Here is a 19,702-nt window from a genome sequence, read left to right as displayed (position 1 = left end):
GTCTTCATCTCTTTTACTTTACTACAGTAATTCTTTCGTCAAACGAACTACATTATCCACGGAGAAGCCAAAGTATTCCAAGACCTCTGTTCCTGGTCCAGAAGCTCCGAACGTATCAATAGACAATACGTTGCCGCTTGGTCCAGTGTAACGTTCCCACCCGAGCGAAATTCCAGCTTCAATAGCTAAGCGCTTCGTGACTGCAGCAGGCAGTACTGACAACTTGTAAGCTTCAGATTGGCGGTCGAACAGCTCACGACTCGGCATCGCAACTACTCGTACCGAGATATTTTCCTTCTCGAGCTCAGCTTTGGCACTTACGGCTAGGGAAACTTCAGAACCGGTTCCGATTAGGATAACATCCGGCTGATTGTTGGTTTCCGTAAGGACATATGCTCCTTTGGTTATCCCATCCACATTGCCTTTTGTTGCTTCATATATAGGAAGATTCTGTCTGCTTAGCACAAGAGCCACTGGGCCTTCATTTTGCTGCAAGGCATAAGCCCATGCGTTCGCTGTTTCATTGGCATCGGTTGGCCGAATGACCGTAAGACCCGGAATGGTGCGCAGCGCAGTTAAGTGCTCCACTGGCTCATGCGTAGGTCCATCTTCGCCGACAGCAACTGAATCATGAGTAAATACGTAAGTTACAGGAAGCTTCTGCAGTGCAGCCAGTCGAATCGACGGACGCAGATAATCACTGAATACAAAGAACGTGCTTACGAATGGTTTTACGCCGCCGTGCAGCGCCATCCCGTTTCCAGCAGCGCCCATTGCATGCTCACGGACGCCGAAGTAGATATTGCGTCCTGCATAGGATTCAATAGCAAATACTTGCTCTCCGCTAATATCAGTCATCGTCGAATGGGACAAATCCGCGCTGCCGCCGAAAATCGAAGGAACTGATTTAACGAAATGATTGATCGCTTGACCGCTCGCTACACGAGTTGAAAGCGTCTTGGACGAATCGAAAGTTAGAATATCAGCAGCTTCGATGACAACAGAACCTTCGATAATTTGTTCAAATTCCGTTCCAAGCGCTGGATGCTGCTGTTTATAGGAGGCGATCAGTTCATTCCACGCTGCTTCTTTAGCCTCACCATTTTGTTTAAGCTGTGCAAAATGTGCTTTAACTTCTGCTGGAACAGTGAACTCTTCCTCATATTCCCAGCCGTATGCTGCCTTAGTTGCCTTTGCTTCTTCTTTGCCAAGCGGAGCGCCATGCGCTTTATTCGTTCCAGCTACTTTGCTTCCATAACCAATAATCGTCCGAATTTCGATAATTGTCGGTTGGGATTCATTTTGCTTAGCTGCTTCGATCGCTTTAGTAATTTGCTCAATATCGTTGCCATCTTCTACTCTCAAATACTGCCAATTAGCAGATTCTGCTCTTTTTTGCATGTTCTCTCCGAAGGAAAGATTGAGATCTCCGTCTAAAGAGATGTCGTTGGAATCGTACAATACAATTAATTTGTCCAGTTTCATATGTCCCGCCATCGACATGGCCTCGTATGAGATCCCTTCCATCAAGCAGCCATCTCCAACAAGCGCATACGTATAATGATCGACGACTGGGAACCCAGTTTGATTGAATTTCGAAGCTAAATGCGCTTCAGCCATTGCCATGCCTACAGCCATCGCAACACCTTGACCAAGCGGACCCGTTGTTGCATCTACGCCATCCGTGTGGCCAAATTCAGGATGTCCTGGCGTTTTGCTGTTCAGCTTGCGGAACTGCTTTAAATCTTCAATAGAAACGTTATAACCAGATAAATGAAGCAGGCTGTAAAGTAAAGCCGATCCGTGGCCTGCGGATAATACGAAACGATCGCGATTGAACCATTTTGCATGGGCCGGATTGTGATTGAGTTGATTGCTCCAAAGTGCATACGCCATAGGCGCAGCACCCATTGGAAGTCCCGGATGTCCTGAATTGGCAGCGTTGATGGCATCAATAGATAAAGTACGGATCGTGTCGATAGCGAGTTGATCAATTGTTTTTGTGTTAAGCATATTGTTCTCCTTTTATGGATTCGATTTTTTGTTCCAACTTGTCATCGAACCACCAATGATTGCCGTCTTGCATTAATAGCTCATCGGACTCGGCAGGTCCGTTTGTGCCAGCTGAATAGATATGAAGTGGAACTAAGTTTTCTTCGTATGCATCTAAAATTGGTTGAACCCATTGCCATGACAATTCGACTTCGTCCCAATGCGCGAAGAACGTAGAATCTCCGTGCAAAGCGTCGTAAATCAAATTCTCGTAAGCCTCAGGCACATTGTCACGGCTCTCATGAAAGTCAATGTGCATCGGCTTGAAATCACCTTTGTGCAGCGAATCTCTTGTATTTAATTGGAGCATAATCCCTTCGTTAGGACTGATTTCAAATACAAGAAGATTTGGTGTTTTATTATCTTCATTTGCTCCGGACTGCTTTAATGGTTCTTTGAACTCGATCACGATTCGTGTCGATTTGTCCTTCATTCTTTTGCCAGTGCGAATATAAAATGGAACGCCCCGCCAAAAATAATCATCGATCTGCAGCTTAGCTGCAATAAATGTGTCATTTGTTGAGGTTGCAGGAATGTTTGGTTCGGATTTATAACCGACCACCGGATTTCCTTCTATCGTTCCTGCTCCATACTGGCCCCGAACAACATGAGTTTTGACATTCTCTTTTTGCAGCGGCTCCAGGGAATCCATGACCAGTTTCTTTTTGAACCTTACATTCTCTGAAGTACTGTTGTTCGGGAGATGGATCGTCAGCATCATGAGCAATTGCAGCATGTGGTTTTGGAACATGTCTCTTACTGCACCAACATGATCGTAATAGCCAGCGCGTTCCTCAACGCCGACGATTTCATTAGCTGTTATTTGAACGTTAGCAATGTAACGGTTATCCCAAAGTGCCTGAAGGACTGGATTGCTCTGCTGCAAAACCTCAAGCTTCTGTACCATCGGCTTGCCAAGATAGTGATCGATTCGAAAAATTTCATCTTCCGTAAAAGCTTTGCTCAGATTTTTATTCAAATCACGAGCAGACTGTAAATCATGACCGAACGGCTTCTCGATCACTAGACGCTTCCAGCCATTCGCGGAGCCAAGTCCGCTCTCATGGATGTTTTCTGTGATCGTTTCAAAAAACTCAGGTCCTACGGACATATAAAACATGCGATTCGGCACAATGCGAAGCTCTTCTTCTTGCTTTTCTATGAGCTGCAGCAGCTTCTGGTAATCTTCTTTGCGGCCTACATCGAGAACGCTGTAGCGGAAAGCTTGCAAGAAATTATTTAATAAAACGGGATCTACCGCTTCGCGCCTGGAAAACTTACGGAGAGATTGCTCGATATTTGCTTGAAAAGCAGCATCGGTTAATTCTCTTCTTCCAAGGCCGATCACGGAGAAGGATTGAGGTAGTTTCTGATCGACGAATAAATTATATAATGCAGGGTATATTTTTCTTTTTGCTAAATCCCCTGTCGCTCCAAACAAGACAAACGTGGTTGCTTCCATTTTCCTTCTCCTTCCAGCAGGGCTACTTAGTTAGCTCTGGTTTCTACTTCATAAATCCACTATAATACGAATATCACCTATACTGGTAATTAATATATTTCACAGGAGCTATAGACCACGTCTATGATCAATTACGAACTATACAAGGTTTTCTATTGGGCTGCGAAGACGGGAAGCTTGTCTAACGCTGCCAAATCGTTGTTCATCACTCAGCCAAGCGTCAGCCACGCCATCAAGCAGCTGGAAGACAGCTTTGGTATCATCTTGTTTTACCGCAATTCCAAAGGCGTTGCCTTAACCCAAGAGGGCGCCACCCTTTACTCCTATATCGAGAAGTCTCAGATCCTGATCTCGTTAGCAGAAGAAAAGATGGCGGCACTTAAAAATCTGGACAGCGGCGAACTGCGGATCGGCGGCAGCGATTCGTTGTTCAAGCACTATATGCTGCCTTACCTGGAAAGCTATCTTCAGAAGTATCCCGGCATCAAATTGCATTTGAATCATGGGACGACGCCAGAAACCATCTCCTTCTTGAAAGAAGGCAAAATCGATTTAGGCGTCGTCCGTATGCCCATCGTCGATTCCCAGCTTGAGGTGTTGAGGGGAATAGAGCTGCAGGATTGTTTTGTTGCGGGGGCACGTTATATCGAGCTTAAGGACAGAGTGCTCTCACTGGAGCAGCTGCTCCAGTACCCCATCATTCTTTTCTCGCGTAATAGCCGGGTACGGATGGCCATCACGGAATTATTTGAAAACTACGGTTATCAAATAAAACCTGAAATTGAGGTGGGAAGCGTAGATCTTCTTATCGAGTTCGCGCGGAAGGGTCTTGGGATCTCTTATGTAACGAAAGAATTCATTTCCAAGGAACTGGAAGAAGGCTCCCTCTTTGAAATTCAATTAGATATCAAAATGCCACCGTCACAGGTTGGGTTCATGATCATGCGCAACTTGCCGCTTTCCAATGCTGCAAGCAAGTTTATTGAGCTGGTGAAATAGCTTTTTAGAAATCAAATCAAGTACAAATAACCCAATATTTCTATCAAGAAACGTATTAAATAGCTACCCTTTACGACAACAAAGGGCTGCCCGAATGGCAGCCCTTATATCATTAAACTATTGTGTTTAATAAACATTTTAATAATCTCGGCCAATCATATAATTCAATAGATGCTTCAGAAAAACGGTATTTCGAGGCATATCCTTTAGGGCTTCCATTGCAAGGCAATAGTGTTCCCACATCTCTTTCCTAGCGCCTTCCTGACCAAGAATGGTCACAAAAGTGGAGTTGTTGTTTTCCACATCCTTGCCAATGGGTTTGCCCAGTAAGTTCAAATCACCTTCCATATCAAGCAAATCATCCTTAATCTGAAAGGCAATCCCCGCATGATAGGCAAATTTCTTCAAAACTTCTATTTCTGTTGTCTTTACCTGAGCGAGAATGGCCGGCATAACAAGAGAAGCCTCAAAAGCAATTCCGGTTTTGTAAAAGCACATCATATTCAATTGTTCCAGAGTTAAAACTTTTCCCTTGGAATGCAAATCCATCGCCTGACCCATACACATATCACTTGCCCTTTGGGATGAATATCGCATTAAGGCAAGCACGGTTTTAGCATCGAACTGGTCTAGTGAAGATTGTTCTTCAATCGCCTTCTGGGTTAAGAACAGACCAGTTAATTCCGCAGTAGCGCTATTATGCACCTGATGCAGGGTTGGTCGCCCTCTTCGAGTAGACGCATTATCCTGTGATGGCAGATCATCGAAGATCAAGGATGCGGTATGCATATATTCCAGTGATTTTAAAAGCGGCATGATTGCCGATGCATGCAGTCCATATTCAGTAACACCCATAACCCAAGCCAATATAGGCCTTAAACGTTTGCCATCCCCTATGAGACTGTAATTTGCAGCATCTATAAGCAGCTCTTTCATCGGTTGAATCTCGTCATTTTTCTGTATTTGCAATAGGTTGTTGATCTCATCGCGAGCTGTTTTGATCGTATGAAGAAACTCTTCCTTTTCTTCCCGATTGTTTTTTAACGCGGTAACTAACTGGTCTCGAAGCAGTTTATCAAAGAAGTCTACATCATCTGCTTTTTGGACCATATGCTGGATAAGAAGATTGAATTCCGGATTTCCTGAGGAAAAAATCGCCATAATTTCGTTATACTTTTCAATACCGTTGCGTTCTTTAAAACGTTTTAAACCGTTGAAGACACGATCCAATATGACCTCTCTGGTCATGGCATCAGAGCGATACACATTATGGATCAAATTGGAGATAACCACCCAGTATAATTCAAAGGGATTGATAAGATCCGGACGTTGTTTATGATATTTTAAATAGTAGGTATAAGGTGTTACTGCTCCATCTCTCATATCGTCAAACATATCAGCTAAATCATCAGCCAGCTGGTTGTAGATACCATAAAAGAATGTTCGATTATTAAAGCCTTCGTCCTCGGAAGCACTTATGACAGAACGGACAATCAACCTTGATGAAGAGGATTTTAAGATAATTGGAAGATAAAGCTCTTCGTTGGAATAATTCGCATTCGAAAGATCTTTAACACGGTCAATATCTTGGGAATGAAAAAATACATAGGACTGCTCGAAAAAGGTATTCTGTGTTTCCGGTCGCTGATATTTTTTAATATACTCAAAGGCATCCCGGAGCTCCGTGTGTACGTAATGGATCAACTCCATATTATTTCCGGACAACTCTCCAAGTTCCGGCACAGTACCATTTAGAAGCGCTGAACGTATCATATTGGAATATTGTTCTTTCTCTTGTGCTGCTAATACTCCGGAATCGAGCAGATCATCTATAAAAGGATAGGTCAAACCATAGGAATACCCTAGCCTGATAGCTTCATCAAGTCTTCGAGCACGTTCTGCAGGCAATATTTTTTCGTCCATCTCTTCAATTACGTGCAGAATTACCCCGATAATGATTTTAATTAGCTTGCGTACGGCATGTTCTGCATTCATTTCCTTCGGAATACGCGATGAAACGGTTTTAAGCTTATTTATTACCCAAATAATGGCGCTTTCTATGTCTTCCTTTTGTGCCCATCGGTACAATCCGGCCAAGCTCATAAATTCTGGCTGGTCTCCCCCGTTTGTTGAAGCAGGGTTAATAAAGTGGTTTTTCACGTCGGTGATTACTCGTTGAATCCTGTTCTGTGTGTCTGGAGAATCAAGGGCTTTACCTAGATCCCGCATGTAAATATAGGAAACACTTCGATTCAAGTAATTATCTAATTTACCTGAATAGTTCATCCACCTTATATATCTATGATAATCCCGAGAATCAGGTTTTTTCTTCCCTCGCGAAAAAAAGGATAGCAATGAATGATGCTGTATATGATTCTTTTTCCACAATTGAATATCTTCGGTAAGGGAAGATAAATAGGTTTTGTTCTTAACTTCCACATTTAATGATGCAAAATACTGGGCTGCCTTCTGCTCAGCAAACTGGTACCATGTATTGGCTTGATCTGTAAACTTATCATTCATACGACGGATTACCTCGACTTATAGTTTTGATAAAAAAGACTGGGAAATGTAACAAAATAACTGATTTGATGTCTTAGTATAGTATCCTGAATTATATAAGACTAAATATAATGTTTACTCACTTCCTCCGAGGAATTTAGAACTATAAGCGTCGAGCAAATAAGTTATATTTTACACGATTCTTGGTGGTTCAACAATTTTTCGGTAAAAATATGTAACCGTAATTACAGGTTGGACATGAGCACAGAGTACTGAGATACATTACGCAAAAAGGCTCGGACCCGTTCCATTTGAAAAACATAACTCCACTTTGCAGACTGGTGGGACGAAGAAAACCCTTATCTGTGTAACCTTGCCATGGTAGCTGGATTCATCTCCTAAAACACAAAGAGGCAAGGGAATAAATCCCTTACCTCTGTCCGTGTGAACGGTTTATTTCATTACCAAATAATCGGCTAGCTGATCAAACGTTACTTCATATCCCTCATAAACCATCTCTTGTGATTCCTCTAGGGTTTTGCTTTCCTCCGCAGTCGGAGATACGGCTTCCCCTATCATTGAAAGAATGGTTTTGTCATCGTGTTCTGTGAACGTAAAAGTAACTGAAAATTCCAAAGGCCAATTCGCGTCAAAGGGCGCACGGACTGTGTTTCCTTCCTCATCGGAAAAGGAACTAGTATAAACAAGTTTCTCTGGGGAATTAACTTCACTATAAACAAACTTGACCCACATTTGAGTACCATCAGGTGATGTCTGTCTGTAATGAAATACACCACCAGGTCGGAGATCGAATTTCCTAATATCAAAAGCCCATCCTTTAGGCCCCCACCAATTCAATAAATGTTCTGATTCAGTAAAAGCCTTAAATACAAGCTCACGTGGAGCATTGAACGTGCGGGTGATTTCAATTTTTTTAGACATGTGTATCCTCCGCTGCGATTATTTATAGTTCTTATTTTGCAATTCCTGCATACCTGCCGATATTCCATTAGTGAATTAAACTTTTTGATAGGTGAGTACTACAACACCAGATTCGAACGTATTCGTATTCACTAATTTCAACGTCGTATTATCTATTCCGTCTTCGAATAGGCGCTTTCCGCTGCCTACAACGACAGGGAACACCATTAACCGATACTCGTCAATCAAGTCTAGTTTCATGAGCGATGCCACAAGGGTGCTGCTGCCAAACACCAATATGTCTTTACCCGGCTGGTTTTTCAGATTGGTGATTTCTTCTGCAAGATCCCCTTTGATCACGCTTGAATTATTCCATTCTAATTGATCTAGTGTAGTGCTCACTACATGTTTAGCATTCCCGTTCATCCACTGGCCATATTCCCCTGTTTCCTCGATCATATTCGGCCAAGCGGCTGCAAATCCCTCATAGGTTACGCGTCCAAGCAGCAGTGCGTCACTCGCTTTCATTTCTTCGAATTTGAATCTATCCTGTTCGTCGCCGCCAAACTGAAACGTCCAGCGTGGATCCTCCATGACACCATCCAAAGATAAAAACTCCGATACAACTACTTTCCTCATAATCATTCCCCTTCGCGTTATATATTATTGACAGTGAATGACTTCCTGAAATCAATATACCATACAAGGAATATTCCTGTAAAGGAATATTTAAAACATACTTTAATCGGCTTCTTGAATTATGGTTCAAATCCAAAGCTGTTTTTTTTGAAAAGCAGCTTATGAATGAAGCCCATAATGAGCTGACTCATTACAGGCTTGTGATCAACATAATGGATGGCAGATATCAAATAGGATTGGAGGGTCACAATGTATGAGGGGCGCTGTACGATATATGTATTCATAATTAGAAAGGGTGACAACTTATGATTTCCTTCTTAACATTATGTGCATGCTTCTTCGGCGGCATTATTTATATTTTATATGCTGGAAAGGGTATCATTAGAGATGACGAGTTTCTAGTAGACCAACAAATGAAGGACATGAAAATATTTCACTAATAAAAAAAAGCAAGAGCTAGGTGATCAACCTAAAGCTTGCTTTTTTTTTATTTAATTATTTAAGTGACTATCGTCATGGTCTTCCCAACGTCTTGAATATGCTTTATTCGTTATCCAGAATGTAATCCAAGAAAGAATGGCTACAATAACGAAAGAAACGATCCATACACCCATAGGTACTTGCATATGAATTCCTCCTATATATTAGTTGAATACATTTGATTCTAACTAGCTTAGTTCATTGAAATTCGAATTAACCTCTATCATAAAAGAAAAAGCAATAAAACAAACCATCCAAATCGGATGAATTGCAACCATCCAATTCATTTTTCTTCATCCCTTACTCCCTTGTTCCAAAAAAGGTTATAGAACTGTCATAGTTAACATGAAAACAGCATCTTACTGTTTGAAAATCAGTGGTATGATTAACTACACAATGATGTTTTATTTACAACCAAGGGAAGTGAAAATGATGTGGGAACTCGATCGGAAAAGTAAAATTCCTATATATAAACAAATTACTGATCATCTGGAACGGCGAATTTCGTACGGTGAATTCCCCCCCGGAAGCTTGCTTCCATCCGAAAGGAAATTAGCTGAACAACTTGGCGTAAACCGAAGTACAGTCATTTTGGCTTTCGCGGAACTTCGATCGATGGGTATTATTGAAAGCCAGACAGGCAGCGGAACACGAGTATCCAAAACAAAATGGGGAGCCACTCCCAAGCATACTCCGAATTGGAGTAGGTATGCTGAAGGTGGGAGTTTTTTGCCAAACTTACCCTTTATGCGAAGGATTCGTGAAGCGCTTAGTCAAAACCCATCTCTGATTGATTTTGCAAGCGGCGAGCTGTCGGCTGATTTGGCTCCTAACGATGAAATTACAACGTTAATGAGCGAGAATCAATATACTTCATACCTGGGCTATGACAATCCACAAGGGTATATTCCGCTTAGACAAGCGCTGGTTTCATATCTTGATCAACATCGGGATATCAAGACGACTGAATCATCTATTTTGATCACGTCGGGATCTCAACAGTCGTTATATTTGATAACGCAGTGTTTATTGTCACCTGGGGACGCTGTTGCCATTGAAGATCCTTCTTACTGCTATTCACTGCCTATGTTTCAATCGGCGGGACTGCGGTTGTTCCGGCTTCCTGTTGACAGTGATGGGGTGCGTCCTGAGGATATTCGTGCCTTATACAAAAAGCATCGGATCAAAATGGTGTTTATGAACCCCAACTATCAAAACCCGACAGGTACAGTGTTTGGTACCAAGCGGCGCAAACAATTGTTAGAAGTTGCAAGTGAATTGGCGTTGCCGATTGTCGAGGATGATCCTTTTAGCTTAACTGACTATGAGGGGGCACCTCCATCACCTCTCAAATCAATGGATGCGATGGGTTCTATTCTTTATATCGGTTCATTTTCCAAAATTGCCGCATCTGGCATGCGTATAGGCTGGATGGTTGCACCTAAATCCATTGTAGAGAGATTGGCTGATGCAAGGCAGCAAATGGATTTTGGGCTAAGTGTTATTCCACAACAGGTAGCCGCACAGTTTCTGAAGTCCAGTTACTTTGAACCTCATCTGGACCGTTTGCGTATGCAGCTGCAATATAAACGAGACTTGCTTATTGAATCTTTGCAGAAGGAACTACCTGGTTTGGTTACGTTCACGGTTCCCCAAGGGGGACTTCATCTTTGGTGCAAGCTTGTTCCAGAAGTAAATGACAGCAAGCTGCTGGAAGAATCAATTAAAAGAGGAGTTGTTTTCGTTCCGGGAAGTGTGTACGGATCGGATTCTGGTTTTGTAAGGTTTACTTATGCAAGAGCAAAGGCAGATGACATTGGTTTAGGGATTTCCAAATTTGCTGAAGCGCTGCGAGAACTGATTGGTAAATAGCTAGTTATCTAAACGAATAACCGCCGAGGCTATATACCTCCGCGGTTTTTTATATTAATGCTTGCCGAACATTGTGTTCATAACTAAGTAAACTCCTCTTCAAACCCATTAACAAGATTTGGCTAGGCGGAAACCAAGGTCATCAATGCAAAATGACGGATGACTGCGACGACGACAGGAAGCTCCGCAGCCTCTCGCCTCTTCCGCAAAGCTCCCGCCCCTAAAAATGCGGTATGAGCCATATACTTGCTCATCATATAAGTCCCAGCACCATTCCCAAACGTTTCCTAACATATCATACAAGCCCCACTCATTTGGTTCTTTTTTTCCTACCTCATGAATTTTATCTTCCGAATTCTCATTGTACCAGGCGATCTTCTCAATCTCCCCATATCGATATCCAGTTGTTCCTGCTTTACAAGCATATTGCCACTCTGCTTCTGTTGGAAGGCGATAGCCGTTTGATTCCCAATCACATATGATATCACCGCTATCATGACTTATCGTATAATACTCCTTCAATCCAGCTTTCTGAGAAAGTAAATTACAGAAATAAATGGCTTCATTCCAAGAAATGTTCACTACAGGCTTCTGATTACGATCAAAAGAAAGGGGTGTTTTTTTTGTTGTTGCTAAATATAATTCCATAGTTACAGGAAAAGGGGCTAGAAGAAAAGGTTTAATCTCGGACTTCCATTTCCTCTTTGTCCGATCATCTCTTAATTCTATTTCTCCACCTGGAATTTTTACCATTGGATAATCAACATCACTCGTTATTACATCTGACACGCTGTCTTCCTCCTCATCACAGTATTTGATCTTACACGTGATACAAGGCTCATATGCCTCCATCATAGGATGGTTTATCCATTACCTCTCAATATTTTACTATAATATGGATATTTATTAAAATAAAAAAAGTACTGCCAAAATGGCAGTACTACGTACTAAATCACATCCGGCGTACTACCTCTCGGAGTTCTACAACAAAAAAATGTATCTTAAATCATTCTCATGTAAACCTTTTGCAAATTACATATGATTTCGATAAAATGAACTTGATTAATATTAGATTCATCTAATATCTTAATAAAAAAGTATCTTGATATAGGAGATAATATATCTTATAAGGAGGTTTGTCCTTTGTCAAACCAGCATCAGGTTCAAGCAACAGATCAGCAGGAACAATTCGTCCTACGGATGCGTGGACTAGGAACCCGAACGGTAGTTTACCAACAAAATGTTGCCGCATCTCTTGGCTTATACAATAATGATTTTATATCTGTGGATATTTTGCGTGAAAAAGGCCCGATCACTGCCGGTGAGTTGTCAAAACTAACAGGACTTGCGACCGGGAGTGTTACTGCATTAATTGACCGCCTTGAAAAATCTGGTTATGTTCGCAGACAAAATGACCCCAATGACCGTCGCAAGGTGATTATTGTCCCATTGTATGAACAAAAAGAAGATGTAAGCAATACCTACATCCCACTTCACAACGAAATGGTAAAACTAGCTTCAACGTATACAGAAGAAGAGCTTGAGCTTATTACGCAGTTTTTGAATAAAGCAAGTACAGTACTGGACGATCAAATCGATCGTCTCAGCTCGACTCCACGCATCAAATCTTCCACCTAATGATTAGACAAAGAAACGAAAAAGGACGATATCCAAAAGTCATATGACTCCGGGTATCATCCTTTAACGGCTTACCTCCGCAAACAAGTAAAAGACGGACATTATGGATTGTCCGCCCCTTACGCAATTCCATTATTTTTCGTTTAATCGAAGTAGACTGTTTTCCCAGTTTCGGCCGATAAATATACAGCTTCTAGTATAGCCGATACCACCATCGCCTCTTCGGGCTTAACCAATGGCTCTGTGTCATTTACGATGCAACTGATCCACTGCTTGGCTTCATACTCGAAATCAGTCAGGTTTTCTCCTCTGAATTGTTCTCTCTCGCTTGGTTTCACATCGATGACATTTAAGAATAAGCTGCCGTTCCTTTCACCGTTGATGCGCAGACCGTCGCTAAAATCTGCACCGCCCTTGGTGCCGCACAAATAAGATCCTTCAGACTTTGCAATATTAAGCGCCCAGCTGGTTTCGATTGAGACGACAGCGCCGTTTTTGAATTTCACATAACCAAAAGCGGAATCCTCCACTTCAAACTCCTTCGGATCCCATGAACCCCATTCATTAGCTGCATTTTCTGTATCCTTCAATTTCTGGAATACGCTGCCTACTACGCTGTGTGGCTCATAATTGTTCATCAGCCAAAGGATGAGATCTAGCGAATGGGTACCGATGTCGATCAATGGACCCCCGCCTTGTTTCTCTTTATCCAGAAACACGCCCCATGTGGGAACTCCTCTTCTTCTAGTTGCAATCGCTTTGGCATAATAGATTTCACCGAGCTCATCATTCTCGATCATCTTCTTTAACAACAGCGACTGGGCTTTGCTTCGGTTCTGGTAGCCAACCGTCAGCTTCTTCCCAGTTCTAACATGAGCTTCGTACATCGCTTTCGCTTCGGCACTGGTCTTAGCCATCGGTTTTTCGCACATGACGTGCTTGCCAGCTTCCAACGCGTCTATTGAAATGGAGGCATGTGAAATATTCGGAGTCAAGACATGGATGACTTCTATATCTTCCATGGCTAAAAGCTGTTTGTAATCCGTAAATACCTTCGCTCCAGGTACTCCATATTTCTCAGCACCTTCACGCGCTCTTTCCTCAATTAGATCACAGAAAGCAACCATCTCCACATTGTCCACCTTGGCTAAGCTTGGCATGTGCTTGCCGTTTGCAATCATTCCGCATCCGATGATTCCTACCTTAACTGTCCGCATCTGATTATTTCCCTCCCTGCTGTTTAAAATCAACTGTTCTTCTTTCGCGATGAGCGATATAAGCCGTTTCAAGCAGTTCCGTCAGCTTCGTTCCATCCTCCAACCCGAATGGCATCGGCTTGTCATTCAGAATGCCGTCCACCCACTGTGTTAGTGGAAGCGGCTGCTCCTTAGGAAGCTGACGAGGTGAAATCCAACCCTGCAGGGGTGAATCTGTATGCTTGGAAGCGAATTTGACGTTTTCACCGGATATGATCAATGTTCCTTCTGTACCGTATAGTTCAAACGCAGACGGTGTCGAGTAAGTGACGAGGCTTGTTTCCAGCAGCGCTACCGCGTTGTTTGCAAACTCAATCGAGCATTGCGCATTATCTTCAACGGCCCGACCTGTAAAATAATTAAACATGGATGTAATGCGTTTGGGTTGACCGAGCAGCCAACTAGCCAGATACATCGGATGACAACCCAGATCCATCATTGCTCCTCCGCCTGCCTGTTTCTCATCGTACCAGTATCCAGGCAGCCAATTATTTAATGCACCGTCGTGGCCGTTTCGAATACGCAACAGTGTAATGGCTCCAAGCAGTCCATCATCAAGAAGCTGCTTTGCGAATAAATGATGCGGTCTTGTTCGAGCTGGAAAAGAAATACAAAACTTGACGCCTGCTCTTTGCACGGCTGCCGTAATTTTGTCGCACTCCGACACGGTAAGTGCCATCGATTTCTCTGTGAAAATATGCTTTCCCGCATTGGCAGCAGCAATCATGACTTCCGCGTGCATGCTGGTAGGTGCATCTATGACAACAGCATCCACATCTTCCCTTTGAAGCAGCGCATCCAGATCGGATTCAAAATCAGCTCCGAGCTCTGCTGCCCAGGTTCGTCCTCTTTCTGTAACTTCATCCCATACTGCTGTTATGTTTACGTTTCCAAGTGATTGCAAGTGTTTGGCATATCCGTCGGCATGAACATGCCATTTACTAATCATCGCTACATTTAACATTTAAATATCCCCCATTACGATTATTGGATTTATGCGTCATTTATTTAATCCTTGAATGCCGTTGTCGGGTACCCTGCACCAAATGGAGCGTCAGGTCGCTCATATTCTCCTGCCAAATAACGGCGCATAGGCGTAGTACGTTCCAAATAGTCCTTGTCGTTCACAAACCGATCGGAGAATCGAACCCAAGGAGGACTGTATATATAATGTGCGGTATATCGATCGTAGTCTCCGTCATGATAATATGTACGATGCCAAACGGCGTTATGGAAAAGCAATACAGATCCGGCAGTCGCACAAATGACATGTCCAACAGGCAAATCCCCTTTGTCACGGCGAATGTCTGCTGGGAGTGGAACCTGAGCTCTATGGCTGCCTGGAATCATCTCCATGTTGCCCATCCTCGGCAAAGATTGATCCGTTAGCAGATACGAAGCTCGCAGCTGCAGTAAAGGAATCGGATAAGCTAGTTGTTTGAAATCATAGGCACCAGAGCCATCTTGATGCCATCCTCCCGCACCTCCAAATGCCGGCTGCTTCGTGCACCAAGCGGATTGAAGAATGAAACGGTCGCCATATAATGCTCTTACTTTTGGGAGCACCGCAGGGTGATCAATTAAATTGTCCAGTGTAGGTTCGGTTTCAAACCCACGGCCAACTTGAGCCCATCCCGTTGTTCCTTCTCGCTCATGTAAGCGAATAGATGCCTCCAAACATTGCTGCGCTTCATCTTTCGACAATACATTTGGAATGATCAGATAACCCCATGATTCAAACATGAAACGGTCAAGCTCTGTGAATTCACCGGGCTCTGAAATAGCATTAAGCCCTTGGTTCTGCTCAGCATTCATGTGATAACCCCCAGCCTTGTGAAATGGATAATATAAAGTGACTACCATATATATAAAATATGAACAGTAACTAATTTAATGCATAAAGAGCTCGTATTATTACAATTATTTTTTGTTGAATCATGAACATTTGGGTTAACTATCTACCTTTTGTAAACCATCAACAAGCTATATCACAGAATGATTATGTATTAGTTAAATTTTCTAGTTCATTTTTTTGAAATTGTATATATTAAATATGTATTAACTAATCGCGTGGAGATCGATGAGTGGACATTGCTTGTCGTTAGGTTATTAGACAATAAGGGGAATCTGAGCTTCTTTTAAAAAATACAAAAACCAGTCTAACACTTTACGATGTGTTTTGACTGGTTTTGTTTAAAGCTTTGTTTTGAAACTTATTCGCTGCTCATGTAATGTCAAATGTACTTCCTGATGTTTTCCATTTGATCATTTCGGTAAAAGTTCGCTTTCCGTTACCCATTTATGATTTTTCATTTTTTCTCCACCAGAAGTTGGAACATAGTCAAACATGTAAACCGTAGTTTGCTCTGCGGAATCAATCGTAGCGGTTGCGCCGTTCATACCCTCCATATGGTCTGCCTGCAAGACAACTTCTGCACCCGATTTATAAGGTTTGTCGCCTGCATCTTTAATTTCTTCATGAATAACCCATTTGTGATTGGTCACTCTTTCGCCACCTGTTGTTGGGGTATAAGATACGGCATAGGCTGTAGTCGTATATGCGCCTCCAATTGTTGCAATAGCTCCATTCATACCAGTCATGTGGTCAGCTTTTATAATAGCTTCACTCCCAACCTTGAATGTTGGACTCGTTGCTTCTTTTAATCCTTTAGGAAGTTGACCGCTATTGGAGTGATCCATTTGTGAGTGGTTATCACCTTGATTGTTGTTTACAGGGATGTCCGTGGTAGTATTTTTTCCGCATCCACTTAAAGCAATCACCGCAGCAACACTTAGTAAAGCCAATTGTTTTTTCATCTTTTACAACACTCCTCTGTTTTTTGGTTCAGTATGCTACTCTCATTATACCCCCTATGGGTATTAGTGAAACGTCATCTTGCTTGCTTATTTTAGTTGGAATATGATCTTATTTCCCCCTAACCAACGTTACTTATAATAATTGTAAACCATACATTTGAAGATAATGTGTAGACTGCACTCCGTTTCGCGAGAGATTAATGATGGTTTCAGCAACTTTAAATAAAAAAAGAAGCATCAGAATTTTCTGATGCCTCTTTTCATTTTATGATTCGTACTTTCCTATTAAGTTGCTGATGAATTTCTCTAAAATAGTGACATCCGTTATATTTGTGTTACATGCTTCGCTGTTCACGCACATATAATTTCCAATTGCTTTGTAGTAATCCGGTGAAGCATTAGCTGGCTTTGATTTCGTAATAGCCGTGAATAACGCAACCTCTTCATGTCGATTACACAAAAAACAGGTGCTTTTCTTATTTGTAGGCGTAAACTTTCCTTCAATGCCAATAAGCTGTCCATCTAGATGATACATAAGAAACAACCTATTTGTCGCGATATCGGTCCAGCCCATGTACGTAACATAACGGTAGTCAATGTCAGCTAAATCGGGTACCTTTAGCTTTTTAACTTTTGGAAACAGCTTCTTGATTTGAGCAGCCGTTACTTGTGTGAATTCCAACATCAAAGGTTGCAGTGATTGCAAATAATGCTGAAATTCTTCCGTCCTATTTAACGTCGCAAGTTTCTCTAAATCATGTTTTTGAAGATCAGTTGCGTCCGGTAAAGCTTCGATAATTTTTGTTTGCGTACTATACCTAACCGCTTCCACTACTTTCGGATCGGAGACCGTGTTGCATGCAGTTTGAAGCAGGTTTGCCTGTTTCTTTATCAAGTTATATTGATGGTTTCTAATAAATGGTTTATTCATAGCTTTTCAGCCCCTTATTTTTATTGGAAAAAATATAAGGTGCGAAGCCTTTTATTAGAAACGATATTAGCTCAATTGGGCGAATATATTTCAGTCCGGCCCCACGCAAAGTATCGCCCTAATATTAGGCTTTGCATGAGCAGCTACTTCTTCCGGCAATTTGATTTGCCATTCCTATCAACTCCCTCTCCTTTTTATTATAAAATGAAACGTGATGTTGTTACAACTTTTTAAAACCATCTGAAACTACAATTTTATGAAGAACGCCACTTTTTCCGGATTTCCTCGACCGTTTAGCCAATACCAATGACCCATGCAGTTTTGAAGCCAAACTTGATACAATTTAAAGATAAATATTGTAAAAAAATCAAAGACCCTCTCCAAATGAAATGGAAGGATCTTTGATTATTAATAGTCCGATTTAGTTTGTACTATCTTCCCCAATGACAATAACTTCTGTCTCTAAGTCGATATCATAATTTTGTTTAACCGTCGTTTTAATCATTTCTATCAAGTCAATGTAATCCTTTGACGTAGCATGATCAACATTCACAATAAAACCTGCATGTTTCGTGGATACCTCTGCTCCTCCAATACGTTTCCCTTGCAGACCGCTGTCTTGTATCAGTTTTCCAGCAAAGTACCCAGGCGGACGTTTGAAAACACTGCCACATGAAGGATATTCCAAAGGCTGTTTACTTTCTCTAGCATAGGTGAACTCATCCATTTTTTCTTTTATAGCTGCATAATCAGCTTGTTTAAGATTAAATACAGCTTCCAGTACGACATATTTTTTTGCAGAAATATTACTCTTCCGATAACTCAACGACAGATCTTCATTTGATAAAGTTAGAAGTTCACCTGCTTCGTTCATCACTAATGCGTTTACCAGTACATCTGAAATTTGTCCGCCATAGGCTCCAGCATTCATAAATAACGCACCGCCAACCGTACCTGGGATGCCACATGCAAACTCAAGTCCAGACAGATGCTGTTCTAATGCTTGCCTAGAAACATCTATAATAGAAGCTCCGGCTTGCGCAATAAGCGTACAATTCTCGGTACGAACTTCATTCAAATTTTTTAAATGCATCGTAATCCCGCGAAGTCCACCATCTTTTACGATAAGATTGGAGCCATGTCCCAATAGAGTGACCGGAACATTTTCATCTTTCGCAATCTGAAAAACAGTGCTTATTTCATCATATTGGGTTGGAGTAATGAATACATCAGCATTCCCCCCCAATTTTGTATATGCGTGATTTTTAACCGGTTCAGCGAGTTTAACATCCAAGTGAGGCAGTTTATTTAATATGCGTTTATAAAGGTTAGATTCGTTATTCATATAAATAGTTCCCATTCGTTCATTATCATTCATTTCACCTTTTCTTGTTGTTGTTAAAGCTTTGAAATTTCAACTTTAAATTATAGCACATTTTCTCGTCTAATATTACACTGACAATGAAAAGTTTCAATTTATGAGTTTAATCAAGCAAATTTAACCGTTCCTTCGCACTCTGTTCTACTTCGCTATGCTTATCGGATTTACTTCGCCTCATGTCATTAAATTATCGTTTCTTCACCAGAAATATGCAACAAAAAAAGAGCAGTACATTGTCTCTGCTCTTACTTGTATATCTATATGATATTGATTTCAATCTTATTTAACGTATCTTTTTAATTCAAATAATTGCCATTCTCTTTCTTCGCTAATCCTATTCATGTCTTCCCTAGAATCAAGTCCGATCGCTTTAATCGCGTAATCTGAAGAAACCATTGCATGCCCTCTCATATGCCCTACGCCAACAGCCTGTCCAACAGCTCGTGCCGCTGCTTTAGCCGTTTCACTTTTACATTCTCTGGCTACTTCATGGACCTGAAACCCAGCTTGTCTAACTTGATGGACAGTAGCCTCCCCTTTTTGCCACCTTTCGTTAACTTTAAATCCATTTAATATTTTTTCGTTTTCAGGAAACTCTTTCTCTAGATACGGCAGCACATGTTTCGCGACACTAATCGCCCATTTAGCCAAATCAATTTGACTAACAAGTTCGGTATTTTTATCTATTTCAAGTCTTAATTCAGAATGATCAACAATTTTAATTTTTGGTGTACTTGCCATATATCGACACC

At 41.6% G+C, this 19,702-nt stretch carries 17 protein-coding genes; 3 read left to right on the top strand and 14 right to left on the bottom strand.

What is annotated here, in order from left to right; all coding sequences use genetic code 11:
- Positions 1-21: 21 nt before the first annotated feature.
- A complete protein-coding gene (gene tkt / locus AC787_RS11090) occupies positions 22-2,013 on the bottom strand; it encodes a transketolase (protein ID WP_054024839.1) in 1,992 nt (663 codons plus the stop codon).
- Positions 2,006-3,514, bottom strand: a complete 1,509-nt coding sequence (gene zwf, locus AC787_RS11085; protein WP_054024838.1) for a glucose-6-phosphate dehydrogenase — start codon at positions 3,512-3,514, stop codon at positions 2,006-2,008. The genes tkt and zwf overlap by 8 nt, the downstream gene beginning before the upstream one ends.
- Positions 3,515-3,637: 123 nt before the next feature.
- Between zwf and AC787_RS11080 the strand changes: the two genes are divergently transcribed.
- Positions 3,638-4,513, top strand: coding sequence for a LysR family transcriptional regulator (locus AC787_RS11080; protein ID WP_054024837.1), 876 nt, complete (start codon positions 3,638-3,640; stop codon positions 4,511-4,513).
- Between the two features lie 138 nt (positions 4,514-4,651).
- On the opposite strand, the gene AC787_RS11075 is transcribed toward AC787_RS11080, so the two are convergent.
- The 4 genes from AC787_RS11075 to AC787_RS35060 all read right to left on the bottom strand — a co-directional run bounded on the left by AC787_RS11075 (position 4,652) and on the right by AC787_RS35060 (position 9,201).
- A complete protein-coding gene (locus tag AC787_RS11075) occupies positions 4,652-7,036 on the bottom strand; it encodes a polyprenyl synthetase family protein (protein WP_054024836.1) in 2,385 nt (794 codons plus the stop codon).
- A gap of 432 nt (positions 7,037-7,468) precedes the next feature.
- Positions 7,469-7,957 (bottom strand): SRPBCC family protein, encoded by a 489-nt coding sequence (locus AC787_RS11070; protein WP_054024835.1) that lies wholly within the window; start codon positions 7,955-7,957, stop codon positions 7,469-7,471.
- A gap of 75 nt (positions 7,958-8,032) precedes the next feature.
- The gene (locus AC787_RS11065; RefSeq protein WP_054024834.1) at positions 8,033-8,575 is read right to left on the bottom strand and encodes a dihydrofolate reductase family protein; all 543 of its coding nucleotides are present in this window, start codon (positions 8,573-8,575) and stop codon (positions 8,033-8,035) included.
- A gap of 491 nt (positions 8,576-9,066) precedes the next feature.
- Complete coding sequence (locus AC787_RS35060) at positions 9,067-9,201, bottom strand: hypothetical protein (RefSeq protein ID WP_268760166.1); 135 nt, start codon at positions 9,199-9,201, stop codon at positions 9,067-9,069.
- Between the two features lie 286 nt (positions 9,202-9,487).
- Here AC787_RS35060 and AC787_RS11055 point away from each other — a divergent pair, with 286 nt between their 5' ends.
- The gene (locus AC787_RS11055) at positions 9,488-10,927 is read left to right on the top strand and encodes a PLP-dependent aminotransferase family protein (RefSeq protein ID WP_054024832.1); all 1,440 of its coding nucleotides are present in this window, start codon (positions 9,488-9,490) and stop codon (positions 10,925-10,927) included.
- Positions 10,928-11,035: 108 nt separating this feature from the next.
- Here the strand turns inward: AC787_RS11055 and AC787_RS11050 are convergent, their stop codons facing one another.
- A complete protein-coding gene (locus tag AC787_RS11050; RefSeq protein ID WP_414730979.1) occupies positions 11,036-11,680 on the bottom strand; it encodes a formylglycine-generating enzyme family protein in 645 nt (214 codons plus the stop codon).
- A 447-nt stretch (positions 11,681-12,127) separates the two neighbouring features.
- Here AC787_RS11050 and AC787_RS11045 point away from each other — a divergent pair, with 447 nt between their 5' ends.
- Positions 12,128-12,565, top strand: coding sequence for a MarR family winged helix-turn-helix transcriptional regulator (locus tag AC787_RS11045; RefSeq protein WP_200930740.1), 438 nt, complete (start codon positions 12,128-12,130; stop codon positions 12,563-12,565).
- Between the two features lie 143 nt (positions 12,566-12,708).
- Here the strand turns inward: AC787_RS11045 and AC787_RS11040 are convergent, their stop codons facing one another.
- From AC787_RS11040 to AC787_RS11010, 7 genes are all read right to left on the bottom strand, one after another.
- Positions 12,709-13,782: a Gfo/Idh/MocA family protein gene (locus AC787_RS11040; protein ID WP_054024829.1), complete on the bottom strand. Its 1,074-nt coding sequence runs from the start codon at positions 13,780-13,782 to the stop codon at positions 12,709-12,711.
- Positions 13,783-13,786: 4 nt separating this feature from the next.
- A complete protein-coding gene (locus AC787_RS11035) occupies positions 13,787-14,785 on the bottom strand; it encodes a Gfo/Idh/MocA family protein (RefSeq protein ID WP_054024828.1) in 999 nt (332 codons plus the stop codon).
- 44 nt (positions 14,786-14,829) lie between these two features.
- A complete protein-coding gene (locus AC787_RS11030) occupies positions 14,830-15,636 on the bottom strand; it encodes a phytanoyl-CoA dioxygenase family protein (RefSeq protein ID WP_054024827.1) in 807 nt (268 codons plus the stop codon).
- Positions 15,637-16,086: 450 nt separating this feature from the next.
- The gene (locus AC787_RS11025; protein WP_054024826.1) at positions 16,087-16,638 is read right to left on the bottom strand and encodes a YdhK family protein; all 552 of its coding nucleotides are present in this window, start codon (positions 16,636-16,638) and stop codon (positions 16,087-16,089) included.
- A gap of 265 nt (positions 16,639-16,903) precedes the next feature.
- The gene (locus AC787_RS11020; RefSeq protein ID WP_054024825.1) at positions 16,904-17,569 is read right to left on the bottom strand and encodes a FusB/FusC family EF-G-binding protein; all 666 of its coding nucleotides are present in this window, start codon (positions 17,567-17,569) and stop codon (positions 16,904-16,906) included.
- A 421-nt stretch (positions 17,570-17,990) separates the two neighbouring features.
- Positions 17,991-18,947 (bottom strand): UDP-N-acetylmuramate dehydrogenase, encoded by a 957-nt coding sequence (gene murB / locus AC787_RS11015; RefSeq protein WP_414730936.1) that lies wholly within the window; start codon positions 18,945-18,947, stop codon positions 17,991-17,993.
- Between the two features lie 282 nt (positions 18,948-19,229).
- Positions 19,230-19,691, bottom strand: a complete 462-nt coding sequence (locus AC787_RS11010; protein WP_054024824.1) for a putative immunity protein — start codon at positions 19,689-19,691, stop codon at positions 19,230-19,232.
- Positions 19,692-19,702: the final 11 nt, after the last annotated feature.

This window comes from Bacillus sp. FJAT-28004, assembly GCF_001280845.1.
GTDB lineage: Bacteria > Bacillota > Bacilli > Paenibacillales > Paenibacillaceae > Pristimantibacillus.
The sequence above is the reverse complement of the archived record's forward strand: the minus strand, read 5'-3'. Positions and strand labels throughout refer to the sequence as shown.